We start from the raw sequence: 13,431 nt of genomic DNA, 5'->3' as shown, positions 1-13,431 counted from the left end.
TTATTTGAAATGGAGAACAGGTAATCATGTCTAGCTTTTCACTTGCCTTAGGTACTGCAACTAAAAACCGTGATGGAAAAATTATTGAAGCGTTTTTTCCAACCCCAACGCTACATCCATCAGAGCAACTAGTAAAAGATATTGCTGCAATTGTTGATTACCACGGTGGTAACCAAGCTATCGATGTTACACCAGAACAATGTGCTGCAATTGCATCTGCATTTGAAGATGCTAACGACGAAATAAGTGCACAATTTGCAGCAAAAGCGACATTGTCTTCACAGCCGCTAGTTATGGTTATGCTTAAAACAGACATCTCACCAGTATCTGTTGCTGAAGGTTTCTTAAAACTACAACTTATCTCGCACCGTTTAGTGAAACCACACGGTTTAGTTCTTGATGGCATCTTTGGTTTATTACACAACATTGCGTGGACAAATCAAGGTCCTATCGACTTACCAGAACTTGCTGAACGCCAAATGGATGCACGTCTTAACGGCGAAACAATCACCGTTGATTGCGTCGATAAATTCCCTAAAATGGTAGACTACATTGTGCCAACAGGCGTGCGTATTGCAGATACTTCACGCGTTCGTTTAGGCGCACATGTTGGTGAAGGTACCACGGTTATGCATGAAGGCTTCATTAACTTCAATGCAGGTACAACGGGTGTCAGCATGGTTGAAGGGCGTATTTCAGCCGGCGTTATGGTCGGTAACGGTTCTGATATCGGTGGTGGTGCTTCAATTATGGGAACACTATCAGGTGGCGGTAAAGTCGTAGTATCAATTGGTGAAAATAGCCTTTTAGGTGCAAACGCCGGTCTTGGTTTCCCACTGGGTGATCGTTGCACTATCGAATCAGGCTTATATGTCACTGCGGGCTCAAAAGTACAAATGCTAGATGCCTCAGGGAAGCCAGTTGAAGTCGCTAAAGCACGTGATCTTGCGGGTAAAGCTGACTTATTGTTCCGTCGTAACTCAATGACTGGCCAAATTGAATGTTTAACCAATAAAACAGCAATTGAATTAAACAGCGAGCTTCACAGCAATAACTAATTAGTGTCTGCTACTCAATGATCGCAAACGGCCGCAATGCTGCTATATATCGATATAGCAGCATTGCGGCCGTTTTTAATTATACTTCAGGCTCAGGTTGTGACTTTTTCTTGATAATATAAATAAAGGGATTGGCAAATGAAAACTTACTCCCTTGAGTGGTTAAGCGCTTATCTCGCATTGCCACTAATACTTCTTTTTGTACTTTGACTAAAGCAAAAAAGCGCAACATCATAAAGCCAATTAAAATCGGTAAAAAGACTGACCCCGCCTCATTTGATTGCAGAATAAAACTAATTGCCATCCAACCCACAATCATCGCTACCAATAAATAGAATGATGCTGTTTTTAATTCAATTCTAACTTCTGAATCCGTTTCATTACGCTGGAAAAAAAATTTCACTCGTCGTCCCATCTAACATTAAATATACATTTGATTATTATGTAATTAGCGAAAAATAACATCACAATTTAAATCTTTATTTGTTAGTTCTATCACAAAATAACAACGCATCAGCATCAAAAAAAATAAGATGTCACATTTCAATTTTACACAGTGACAACAACTCATAAAGTGGTAATTTATAAATCCATGATAACTACTTGAACTGCATAACTAGTTAACATGTAAGCATAATCACTGAGTTACAGCCTACGATTTAATTTTAACCATAGACTTCTCTACAGTGTTCTTTTTGTAATATACATTTAAGGATATTTAAAGATGAAAACATATGAAAGCAATTGGAATTCAGATAATAAAATAAAAGACGATGCAAGTAATTGGGCAAAATATCGTAAAGAAATGCTTAGTGCCTTTCCCGCTTATCAAAAAGAAACACCCGATCCATTAGCGGCTGCAATTGATAAAGCAGTTAAAGCAATTGATCAACTCCGTCCAGAAGCAGAAGGTCCCGCTTATTTAGGTACCAATCCCAAATTAACTATCGACTTTGATCATGTTAAACATATCAGCATGCCAGCCAAAATGAGTTCTGCTGAAAAAGTTATTGATGAAACGGTTGAGTTATTTGAAGGATTACCAAACTGGGGTCATCCTTTAACAATGTGTAATGTTATTCCTCAAGCTAATACAGCATCGATTGTTGCAGCTGTTTTATCTGAAATATACTCACCTAACATTCTTGAAGGCGAATATTCATGGAATGTACACCGTGCCGAATTAGAAAGTGCAGGTATGTTAGGTAATTTATTTGGTTGGAATCCAGATACTACAGGTTGTTTATACACTTACGGTGGTTCAGGTTGTTGGACTTATCATGTTAAATACGCTTTAAGTCGTGTATTACATGATTCGCGCACTAAAGGTGTACGTACAGACGCTAAAGTTATTTGTTCACAACAAGCTCACTACACCATGCTTAACAGTACTGACTGGATGGGTTTAGGAACTGATAACATTATTAAAGTCCGTACCGATGTGAATACAAATGCAATGGATCTTCAACATTTAGAAGAAATTCTAAAAGATTGCCATGAGCAAAATATTCCCGTTGCATCGGTTGTCTGTACCATGGGTACAACTGACGCAAATGCCTTTGATCCTATCGCTCAAGTTCGTGAGTTAATGGACAAATATCCAAATGACAGCACTCAATATGGTAAAGCATTACTTTATGCTGATGCCGTTGTATGTTGGGCATGGTTAGTCTTCCGCGAATATGATTTTGAAAAAAATCCACTTGAGTTTTCTCCTGACGTGCTACCACTAATTAAAGCGAACTGCGAAGCACTTGAAGGCGTGAAATTTGCTGATGCCATTGGTGTCGACTTCCATAAAGCGGGTTGGTCACCATATGCAAGTAGCTGTTTTGTTTATCAAAATAGTGATGAATTTGAAAACCTACTTAAACGTCCAGGCTCTGCATATTTACAACCTCGTTCACCATATAATCCATTAGACTACACACTTGAAGTCTCTCGTGCTGCGACAGGTTCATTGGCTGGATGGGCAACCATGAAGTTCTTTGGTTACGAAGGCTTCCAAGCCATTCTTGGTGGTATCTTAGAAAATCAAAATTTCTTGCGTAGTGTGATTGCATCGCATACTGAAATTGTATGTGTAAACCCTGAAGATCATGGACTTGTCACACTATTCCGTGCCTATCCTGATGGCGTTATTGCGGAAGAAGAATACCGTAAAGAATTAACCGATCCTGCTTATAAAGAACAATTAGTTAAAAACAATATTTTAACTAAAGCTATTGGTGATAAATTATACCATTGGTTCCGTAATGGTAAAAAAGTCAATGGTCGTTGTACTCCATATTTAAGTTTCAGCACTGGTTTCCGTGTTGCTGAATATAATCGTGATGCTTCAGATCCAGAAGCTTGTATTTTTGCATTAAAAGCTTTCCCTATGAATGTTCATATTACTCCAGATATTATGCGTCATGTTATTGATTGCGTTTTAGCGGCAAGAGACGAAGTTATTTCTGAGCAGTAATTTAAGATAAATACAAACACCGATAGTAATATCGGTGTTTTTTTCCATAACTTATTTTTATGGGGTGAGATATGTCAACGGATGTATCAACAAATAAAGCATCAACCAAAAAAAAAATAACAGTTGCAACATTAGCAATAATGAATATAACAACTGTTGTCAGTTTACGTGGTTTTTCAGCAGAAGCTGAATACGGCATTACTGCTGTATTTTATTATATTTTTGCCGCTATCGTATTTCTTATTCCCGTTGCATTATGTGCGGCAGAATTAGCAACAGGCTGGCCACAAAAAGGGGGAATATTTAATTGGGTAAGTAAAGCATTTGGTAACCGTTTCGGATTTTTAGCTATTTATTTACAATGGCTAGCAACTACAATTTGGTTTCCGACAGTACTTATTTTTGCTGGGGTTGCTTTAGCATTTATCGGTCCAGATCAAACATTTGATCAGGCACTAGCTGCAAATCGCTTCTATAGTGGATTAGTTGTTTTAGTTGTTTATTGGTTTGCAACATTTATCAGTTTAAAAGGATTAAAAACAGCAGCAAAAATAAGCTCCGTTGCAGGTTTAATCGGTACGATCATTCCCGGTATTATTTTAGTTACCCTTGCTGGTATTTATATTGCAAATGGTAACCCTATTCATTTTAATCCATCAATACATGGGTTTATACCCGACTTTAGCAATTTTAATAACCTTGTTTTAGCGGCCAGTATTTTTCTTTTCTTTGCGGGTATGGAAATTAATGCCGTACATGTTACTGAAGTTGATAACCCATCTAAAAATTATCCAATAGCGATTATTTGTGCAACAATATTCACCGTTATTATCTTTATTTTTGGTACGCTTTCAATCGCAACAATCATTCCAAAAGGTCAGATTAATTTAGTCCAAAGTTTGTTAGTCGCATATGATAAGTTATTTGCACACTTTGGCCTTGGTTGGTTAGGTAATGTAACGGCACTTGCTCTTGCTTTAGGTGTTCTTGGTCAAATAATTGCCATTATCTCTGGCCCGTCAGCAGGTATATTGCAAGTTGGACGTGAAGGATATTTACCGTTATCACTTCAAAAAGTAAATAAAAATGGCGTTCAAAAAAATATTCTAATGTGTCAAGGTGGGATCGTAACAGCACTCGTTATTATCATGATGATATTACCGTCAGTACAAGCAGCTTATCAAATGATTAGTCAGCTAGCGGTTATATTATATCTTGCCATGTATATTATGTTGTTTTTATCTGTTATTTATTTACGTTATAAAGAGCCAAACACTCCTCGTCCATACAAATTACCTGGCGGTATGGTTGGTTTATGGATAATTGCAGGGCTTGGTTTATTGGGTTCTATTCTAGCCTTTGTTTTAAGCTTTATTCCACCATCACAAATATCTGTTGGATCACCTTCAACTTATATTGGAATTCTAGTTGTAGGAACAATCGGGTTTGTAATAATACCCTTTATTATTTATGCCTATCGTAAAAAAGATTGGTTAACTACGACTGATAACAATTAACTAAATAACATGCTGTAGGTATTAAATAAATATCTACAGCATGTCTGTGAGTCATCATGGATATTAAGTCTAAAAATAATATAACAAAAAATATAAAGCTTGGAATTTTAACGTTTATTGTTATGAATACAATTACCGTATTAAGTCCAAGAGGATTCGCGCCTGAAGCAATGTATGGATTAACTTCTGTATTTTATTATATCTTTGCTGCTGTCTGTTTTTTAATTCCCGTATCACTTGTTTCAGCAGAGCTAGCTACAGGCTGGCCACAAAAAGGGGGGGTATTTAATTGGGTTGGTGCGGCATTTGGAAAACAAATAGGATTTGTCGCTATTTATTTACAATGGTTAGCAACAACAATTTGTTTTCCTACAATGTTAATATTTATTGCTGTTTCCATTGCCTTTATTGATGTGAAACATGCCCACTTATTATCAACTAATAAATATTACACTCTATCTATTATCCTCTTTTTCTATTGGTTTTCCGTATTCACTACATCTAAAGGTGTTAAATCTGCCGCTAAAATAGGATCTATCGCAGGCATTATTGGTACAATAATACCATTGGCAATTCTATTTATTAGTGGTATCGCTTATGTTTATTTAAAAGGTACCATTGATTTTACTGTCTCTAGCCAACAATTATTCCCTAACATTTTACATTTTCACAATTTGGTACTAGCAGCCAGTGTTTTCTTATTCTATTCCGGTATGGAAATAAATGCAGTTCATGTTCAAAGCATGAATAATCCTTTAAAAAATTATCCAATATCTGTTGCTATAGCGGCAAGCCTCGTCGTTATTTGTCATATTATAGGCACATTATTGATAAGTGCGATTATCCCACACGATCAAATTAACATTGTTAATAGTTTATTTACTACTTATGACACCATATTTAAATATTTCCATATTTCATGGATGGGTGAAATTATTACAGCCGCAATTGCTATCGGTGCATTTGCTCAGATTACAGTAATTATCGCAGGACCATCTACAGGTTTATTTCAAGTCGGACAAAAAGGTTATTTACCACCAACACTACAAAAAAGTAATCAACATGGCGTACAAATGCCTCTTCTTTATCTTCAAGGTGCGATTGTTACCACGTTATCTTTCTTACTTATTATTTTGCCATCCATACAATCAACTTTTCAAATATTAGGACAATTAGCTTCTATTTTATATTTAATTATGTATTTGTTATTATTTTCTAGTGCTATTTATCTCCGCTATAAAAAACCTAACATTGATCGACCATATAAAGTTCCATTTGGAAATATTGGTATGTGGATAATTGGATCTCTCGGGTTTATTTCTAGTCTTTTAGCATTATGCTTGAGTTTTATTCCACCAAACCAACTTAATATTGGGAGTAACTTGTCATACATTGCTATATTGACAATATTAACAATACTATTCTTGTTGGTACCTATTCTTATTTATAACAACAGAAAAGCATCTTGGATAATAGAAATTAAAAGTTAGCAGTCACATATTAAACAATAACATTTCATTAATGAAAATAATAAAAAACGCATATTTATGCTCGCACAACAATCTACATAAATGAAACATAAACAATTACTTTTATAAATTTACCAATGTCACTACGCAATGCTATTTTATCAACTTAAACAATAAGAAAAATAGATATTCATATCTATTCAATTCATAAAAATATATAGGTTAATTATGGCTAGTGTAGAAAAAGTCAAAAAAGGGGGGATCAGCATATTTGCGTTAGCAATGTTAAATATCGTTGCGGTAGTAAGTTTGCGAGGTCTTCCAGCAGAAGCTGAATACGGTTTAAGTTCCATTTTTTATTATATTTTTGCTGCCGTAGTCTTTTTGGTTCCAGTTTCATTAGTTGCCGCTGAACTGGCAACGGGTTGGTCTGAAAAAGGCGGGGTATTTCGCTGGGTGGGTGAAGCATTTGGCCCTCGTCTAGCATTAGTTGCTATTTTCATGTTATGGATTGAAGTAACAGTATGGTTTCCAACCGCACTGACTTTTGGTTCTGTATCACTTGCTTTTGTTGGCCCTCATCAATCATGGGACCAAGCATTATCTCAAAATAAATTTTTCGTACTTGGCATTGTATTAGCGATTTATTGGTTAGCAACGTTCATTGCTCTTCGTGGTACAGCTGCATTCTCAAAAGTCGCTAAATGGGGCGGTTTAGTAGGTACAGTTATTCCTGGTATTGTGTTAATTGTATTAGGTTTCTCTTACCTTTTCTTTTCTGGTCGCGCACCAGAAGTTCAATTGTCTTGGCATGATGTTATCCCTGATTTTTCTAACTTTAATAACGTTGTTTTAGCGGCAAGTATTTTCTTGTTTTATGCCGGTATGGAAATGAACGCTATTCACGTTAAAGAAGTTGATGATGCGCCACGTAACTACCCACTTGCAATCGCCATTGCCGCTATTGGTACTGTGTGTGTATTTGTTTTAGGTACATTAGCTATCGCTTTTGTTATTCCTCAAAAAGATATTAACTTAACCCAAAGCTTATTAGTTGCTTACGATGATATGTTTGCTTGGGCTGGTATCAGTTGGGCTGCTCCAATTATGGCAGCATGTTTAGCGCTTGGTGTTCTTGCTGGTGTTGTTGGCTGGGTTGCGGGTCCTTCATCTGCCTTGCTTGTTGTTGCGAAAGGCGGTTACCTTCCTCGTTTTTGGCAATACACCAACAAAAATGGTATGGCAACCCATATCATGATGGCACAAGCCTTCTTAGTTACTATGATATCAACCGTGTTTGTCGTATTACCATCAGTACAAGCGGCTTATCAAATCTTGAGCCAATTAACCGTTGTGCTTTATCTCATCATGTACTTATTAATGTTTGCAGCGGCTATTCACTTACGTTACAGCCAACCTAATCGCCCCCGTCCATATAAAATTCCAGGCGGAGATATGGGTATGTGGATCATCGCAGGTGTCGGTTTTTCTGGCTCATTATTAGCATTCATCTTCTCTTTCATTCCACCAAGTCAAATTTCTGTGGGTAGTCCTGAGGAATATGTTGGCTTCTTAGTCGTATTAACCATCATTTTCGTATCAGTTCCATTATTTATTTACAAAGCCCGTCAACCACACTGGAAAGATCCAGCAGTCACTGACTTTGCACCCTTTACTTGGGAAATTGAAAAAGTTCACCCTGGTGTTATTAACCCATCAAACAAAATTACTCATACATTGAATCAATAGCGTTAAGGATGCGTCAATGTCACAACTAAATGAAAAGCTTGCTGTCGTTATGCAGCAAGCGCTAGATGAAGCAAAAACAAATATGGCAGGTGAAAATGCCTCATATATTCCTTTTTTAGCTTCCGTACCATCAGAACTAACCGGACTGGCTTTTGTTTCTGTTACTGGTGAAGTGATTCAATTACAAGATACTGATTATAAATTTGCGATTGAGTCTATTTCTAAAATAATGACATTAGGTTTAGTACTGGAACAATCAGGCGCTGATGCACTACATACAAAGGTAGGTGCAGAACCTACAGGTATGCCATTTAATTCAGTATTGGCACTTGAATTACATCAAGGTAAGCCATTAACACCGCTCGTCAATGCGGGTGCAATGGCAACTGTAAGTTTAGTTAAAGCAACAGATAAAGAACAACGCTGGCAGCAAATTTTGAATTTTCAATCACTATTAGCAAATAGCGATATTGTGTTATCTGATGAAGTGAATCAATCAGAACAAACCACCAATACTCATAATCGTGCCATCGCATTATTATTAGAGTCATCAGGTCGTATGTACTCAGAGCCACTTGAAGCGTGTGATGTTTATACTCGCCAATGTTCAACCCTATTTAATGCAGTAGATTTAGCAACCGTCGGTGCAACACTCGCCAATGGTGGTAAAAACCCTTGTTCAGGCAAGCAATTAATTCAGCCACAAAATATTCCTCATATCCTCGCTGAAATGGCGATGGAAGGTCTTTACGACACATCAGGTGACTGGGCGTATGACGTTGGTCTTCCTGGTAAAAGTGGTGTCGGCGGTGGTTTATTAACCGTGATTCCCAACATTGGTGCACTTGCTGCATTCTCACCACGACTAGACCCATTTGGTAATAGTATTCGTGGTCAACAAATGATTAAACATGTTACTCAAGCAATGGCTTGGAACCTATTTAGTAGTATGCAACATTAAGGTAGGAAGAAAATTATGGCTCTTCACGAAGTAAACCGTCAATCAGAAAATGATCCAATCTTTGGTTCAGAAGCGATTAATAACGTTGCGGCAACTACCAAGCTACCACAGCAAGAACAAGCACCAAACGTGATCTACCAAATGATCCGTGATGAACTTTACCTTGATGGTAATTCACGTCAAAACTTAGCCACGTTTTGTCAAACATGGGAAGAAGACGAAGTTCATAAATTAATGGATCTTTCTATTGATAAGAACATGATCGATAAAGATGAATACCCTCAGTCAGCTGAAATTGAAGGACGTTGTGTCCATATGTTAGCGGATTTATGGAATTCACCTGAGTCAGTAACAACCGTTGGTACCTCAACAACAGGTTCAAGTGAAGCTTGTATGCTGGGTGGTTTGGCTGCACTTTGGCGCTGGCGTGAAAAACGTCGTGCACTTGGTCAACCAACAGATAAACCAAATATGGTTTGTGGTCCGGTTCAAGTCTGCTGGGAAAAATTTGCCCGCTACTGGGACGTAGAAATGCGTGAAACCAAAATGAACGAAGGTCATTATTTTATGACCCCTGAAGATATGTTAGAGCTTGTCGATGCTAACACTATTATGGTCGTTCCTACTTTTGGTCAAACCTTTACCGGTTTATACGAAACAGTCAAACCATTATCAGATGCACTTGATACTTACGAGCATGATACTGGTAACTCTATCGACATTCACGTTGATGGTGCAAGCGGCGCTATGCTAGCACCATTCTGTGCACCCAATATTGAACCTTGGGACTTCCGCCTAGAACGTGTGAAATCAATCAGTACTTCTGGCCATAAATTTGGTTTATCACCATTAGGTGTGGGCTGGGTTGTATGGCGTAATAAAGAAGATTTACCCGAAGGATTAGTATTCCACGTCAACTACTTAGGTGGCGACATGCCAACCTTCGCTCTAAACTTCTCTCGCCCTGCGGGTCAAATTATATCTCAATACTATAATTTCCTTCGTCTAGGCTTTGAAGGTTACCAACGTATTCATAATGCAAGCTACGATGTGTGTGAATACTTAGTTAAAGAGCTTAATAAGTTTAATCTATTTGAGTTCTTATTTGATGGTAACCGTGAGAAAGGTATTCCTGCAATTTCATGGCGTTTAAAAACCGATGCAAATGTACCGTTTACTCTTTATGACGTTGCAGATCGTTTACGTACTCGTGGATGGTTAGTACCAGCCTATACATTGCCAGCCAATGTTCAACAAATTGTTGTACAGCGTATTTTAGCCAAACAAGGTCTTACCATTGATCTTGCTAACTTATTAATCGCCGATTTTAAACGTTCTATTGATTTTCTAACGTCACATGCCGCGTCTCAATGTACAGCAGAAGATGTAAAAACATTTGATCATAGCGGCCGATAATATTTTCTAATCTCACGTATAAACATCATAAAAAAGGTCGGATTTCCGGCCTTTTTTTTATTTTTGAAAACACTATCACCATTTTTACTCTCTGGTATGAACACCACTGCATGTTAGTATCAAGTTTAAATTTATTCCCGTGATATTAATATGTTATAGGCTTATTTATGCTAATTCACACCATTGAAATTATCTGTATCGTTGCCTTTGCATTAAGTGCTGTAATAAGTGAAGCTAACATAGGTAAAGATATTGTTAGTGTTATGGTATTAGGCTGGATAACTGCACTTGGTGGCGGTACTGTACGAGATATTATTCTTTCAACAGGACAAGTATTTTGGATTAGGGATCCCTCTTATTTTTGGACGGCACTGATTACTTCTTTTATAGGGTTTTTCCTCGCACCCCACCTTCGTAAAATAAAAGCCGAACGTTTAATCGTTGTACTCGATGCCATTGGAATTGCAATGTTTTCCGTACTCGTCACTAAGAATATGGTTGCCGAGCATTATGCAGGTTATGTTGCAGTTACTATGGGAATGATCACCGCAGTCTTTGGTGGTGTCTTACGTGATGTTATTCTGGCTCGGCCAACAATGTTCAATAATACTGAATTTTATGCCAGCCCGGTCATTATTGGTTGCTACCTTTATATTCTTCAACTTAAATTTTCAATCAGTCCTAATATCGCCACTCTAACCAGTATTAGCTTTATTATTATTGTAAGAATGTATATCGTAATTAAAAAAATAACCTTCCCTAACTGGTTGCTTTTAAAGTAATTTTTAATCTGTAGCATTTAACATCGCATAAGCCTGACTATACTTACCTATTATCGCTAATATCAATCCAATGAATGCTGTTAATATAATCAATATCGCTAATGATAAAATATGATCAAAACCTGCATATATAAAAAACAATATAAATAAAGCAGCTGAAATCATTTGCCCACTGCCAGATAATGCACTAACTGTTCCAAATTTATTACTATACGGTACAAGTAGTAATGATTGAGAACAAGGATAAATAAAAGCTTGCGCAACAGCTATACCAATAAAACCGCAAGTAATAATGAAAAGATTTGAAGGATAAAGAAAAAACAACAGACCAACAACAAATTGGATAAAAGGTGCAATAAATACAATATGATGAGTACCATAAGATTTACGAAAGATAAAACATAAAAAGCTAGATAATAGAAAAGCAACTGCGGGTATAATAGTCCAGTAAGCATAAGCTTCTGAACTTAAACCAAATTGACGTTCAAAAATAAATGGCGATAATGCACCACAAAAAATAACTAAAGCCCAATTAATCCATCCCATAATAGCATAAGATAAAAAATATCTATCCGTTAATAAGTCTCGGTAATATAAAACAATTGGAATAAAAGATATTTTATCTCTAGATGTTTTTAATGTCTCTGGTAAATAAAAAACCAATACCAGATACCCTAAAATAATATAAATTAATAAGACATTAAAAACAGCCACCCATCCGAAATTATGATTAACCAATCCACCGACAATAGGTGAAAAAATAGGAATAAAAGCCGAAATTATAGATAATCCAGTTACAACTGTTAAAAAAAACTTATTTTTATAACTATCATGTAGAATCGAACGGGCAATTACAGATTCACAACCACTCCCAACGCCTTGAATAAAACGACCAATCACTAAACAATAAAACTCATTTGAAAATAAAAATATTATCATTAACCCTAATATAGAAATAAATAGCCCTACAAATAAAGTAAGTCGCCGACCATAAATATAAGATAATGGCCCATATATTAATTGAGAAGGCCCATAACCCAATAAATATCCTATAATCACCCATTCAACAACACGCTGATTAATATCAAAACTATCACTAATCCAAGGAAGAAGAGGAAATATCAGACCTAAACTTAGCTGGCCCATACTTATAATTAATATAGTTAAAAAGAAAATATCCCATTTATCTTGAATAATGGCTTTTACCTGAGTAACTAAAGGTGTTGCTGGTGAAATCCCCATACCAAAATAGTTTAACCTTCAATAAAATGATAAACATGGCTAATTTTATGCTTCATTTATTAAAAGTTTCAGGTTAGTTGCTCAATATAAGTTTACCTATAGCAATAAAAGTCAAACCAACTAAATGACCATGCTATCGTTACCATTTCCTATAAACGAAAAAACCTGAATCTATCGATTCAGGTTTCTTAAATAAATGTGAAGCTAACGTTACAACCAGAGCATCAACGCGTCCATTTTCCATAAAATAAGAGTCGTGACTGGCCGCTAAGCTTCTCAATAAAAAGTCGAACCAACTGAACTACCACTCCGTAGTGTCTATTCTGCATCATCTTACTTTTATACAGACGAAAAAAAACCTGAATCGTTAGATTCAGGCTTCTTCAATAATGTGAAGTGGACGGGACTGCCATCGCTAACATTACAACCAGAGCATCAGCGCGACCATTACCATCAAAGAATAGCCGTGACAGGCCGCTAAGCTTCCTATTTATAACTACCGTCATTCCCTACAGTGAGGTTACGAACGAGATAGGGAATCTATTATCAGCATGTTGTAGAGTTATTGTTTTTACTGCTGTTTTAGCTGATTTTTTATTGGTATCTTTAATGCTCAAATACGTGATGAGTAGATCACGGATAGCTCAATGGTATGGACTCCCCACCTTACTGACATTGTCAGCTAAAGTTATAGTGTCAACCAAAAAGGAGCCCATACCATGAATAAGCCTAGCACTATTTGTATTGATCTCGCTAAAAACGTTTTTCAA

Annotated in this window: 10 protein-coding genes; 8 read left to right on the top strand and 2 right to left on the bottom strand. The window is 36.6% G+C overall.

The window, feature by feature from the left end; translation table 11 throughout:
- Window positions 1-26 precede the first annotated feature (26 nt).
- Entirely contained in the window at window positions 27-1,058 is a 1,032-nt protein-coding gene (gene dapD, locus C9J51_RS15715) for a 2,3,4,5-tetrahydropyridine-2,6-dicarboxylate N-succinyltransferase (protein ID WP_045040371.1), read from the top strand.
- 79 nt (window positions 1,059-1,137) lie between these two features.
- On the opposite strand, the gene C9J51_RS15710 is transcribed toward dapD, so the two are convergent.
- On the bottom strand, window positions 1,138-1,461 hold the full coding sequence (locus C9J51_RS15710) for a hypothetical protein (protein ID WP_045038838.1): 324 nt from the start codon (window positions 1,459-1,461) through the stop codon (window positions 1,138-1,140).
- A gap of 321 nt (window positions 1,462-1,782) precedes the next feature.
- Here C9J51_RS15710 and C9J51_RS15705 point away from each other — a divergent pair, with 321 nt between their 5' ends.
- From C9J51_RS15705 to C9J51_RS15675, 7 genes are all read left to right on the top strand, one after another.
- Complete coding sequence (locus C9J51_RS15705) at window positions 1,783-3,525, top strand: pyridoxal phosphate-dependent decarboxylase family protein (protein WP_045040373.1); 1,743 nt, start codon at window positions 1,783-1,785, stop codon at window positions 3,523-3,525.
- A gap of 71 nt (window positions 3,526-3,596) precedes the next feature.
- Window positions 3,597-5,042 (top strand): putative glutamine/gamma-aminobutyrate antiporter GadC, encoded by a 1,446-nt coding sequence (gene gadC / locus C9J51_RS15700; RefSeq protein ID WP_045040374.1) that lies wholly within the window; start codon window positions 3,597-3,599, stop codon window positions 5,040-5,042.
- A 56-nt stretch (window positions 5,043-5,098) separates the two neighbouring features.
- Window positions 5,099-6,532: a putative glutamine/gamma-aminobutyrate antiporter GadC gene (gadC, locus tag C9J51_RS15695; protein WP_045040375.1), complete on the top strand. Its 1,434-nt coding sequence runs from the start codon at window positions 5,099-5,101 to the stop codon at window positions 6,530-6,532.
- Window positions 6,533-6,739: 207 nt separating this feature from the next.
- Window positions 6,740-8,260 (top strand): putative glutamine/gamma-aminobutyrate antiporter GadC, encoded by a 1,521-nt coding sequence (gene gadC, locus C9J51_RS15690; RefSeq protein WP_082064278.1) that lies wholly within the window; start codon window positions 6,740-6,742, stop codon window positions 8,258-8,260.
- A 16-nt stretch (window positions 8,261-8,276) separates the two neighbouring features.
- A complete protein-coding gene (glsA, locus tag C9J51_RS15685; RefSeq protein ID WP_045040376.1) occupies window positions 8,277-9,221 on the top strand; it encodes a glutaminase A in 945 nt (314 codons plus the stop codon).
- Between the two features lie 15 nt (window positions 9,222-9,236).
- Window positions 9,237-10,637: a glutamate decarboxylase gene (locus C9J51_RS15680; protein ID WP_045038833.1), complete on the top strand. Its 1,401-nt coding sequence runs from the start codon at window positions 9,237-9,239 to the stop codon at window positions 10,635-10,637.
- A gap of 167 nt (window positions 10,638-10,804) precedes the next feature.
- Window positions 10,805-11,419 (top strand): trimeric intracellular cation channel family protein, encoded by a 615-nt coding sequence (locus C9J51_RS15675; RefSeq protein ID WP_107275239.1) that lies wholly within the window; start codon window positions 10,805-10,807, stop codon window positions 11,417-11,419.
- 3 nt (window positions 11,420-11,422) lie between these two features.
- Here C9J51_RS15675 and C9J51_RS15670 read toward each other — a convergent pair whose 3' ends face one another.
- A complete protein-coding gene (locus C9J51_RS15670) occupies window positions 11,423-12,661 on the bottom strand; it encodes an MFS transporter (protein WP_107275238.1) in 1,239 nt (412 codons plus the stop codon).
- Window positions 12,662-13,431: the final 770 nt, after the last annotated feature.

Source organism: Photobacterium iliopiscarium (assembly GCF_003026395.1).
GTDB lineage: Bacteria > Pseudomonadota > Gammaproteobacteria > Enterobacterales > Vibrionaceae > Photobacterium > Photobacterium iliopiscarium.
This window is presented reverse-complemented; position numbering and strand designations above follow the sequence as displayed.

Coding starts and splice junctions, on each gene's coding strand:
- dapD (WP_045040371.1), top strand. CDS start 27: ATGTCTAGCTTTTCACTTGCCTTAGGTACTGCAACTAAAAACCGTGAT.
- C9J51_RS15705 (WP_045040373.1), top strand. CDS start 1,783: ATGAAAACATATGAAAGCAATTGGAATTCAGATAATAAAATAAAAGAC.
- gadC (WP_045040374.1), top strand. CDS start 3,597: ATGTCAACGGATGTATCAACAAATAAAGCATCAACCAAAAAAAAAATA.
- gadC (WP_045040375.1), top strand. CDS start 5,099: ATGGATATTAAGTCTAAAAATAATATAACAAAAAATATAAAGCTTGGA.
- gadC (WP_082064278.1), top strand. CDS start 6,740: ATGGCTAGTGTAGAAAAAGTCAAAAAAGGGGGGATCAGCATATTTGCG.
- glsA (WP_045040376.1), top strand. CDS start 8,277: ATGTCACAACTAAATGAAAAGCTTGCTGTCGTTATGCAGCAAGCGCTA.
- C9J51_RS15680 (WP_045038833.1), top strand. CDS start 9,237: ATGGCTCTTCACGAAGTAAACCGTCAATCAGAAAATGATCCAATCTTT.
- C9J51_RS15675 (WP_107275239.1), top strand. CDS start 10,805: ATGCTAATTCACACCATTGAAATTATCTGTATCGTTGCCTTTGCATTA.
- C9J51_RS15670 (WP_107275238.1), bottom strand. CDS start 12,661: ATGGGGATTTCACCAGCAACACCTTTAGTTACTCAGGTAAAAGCCATT.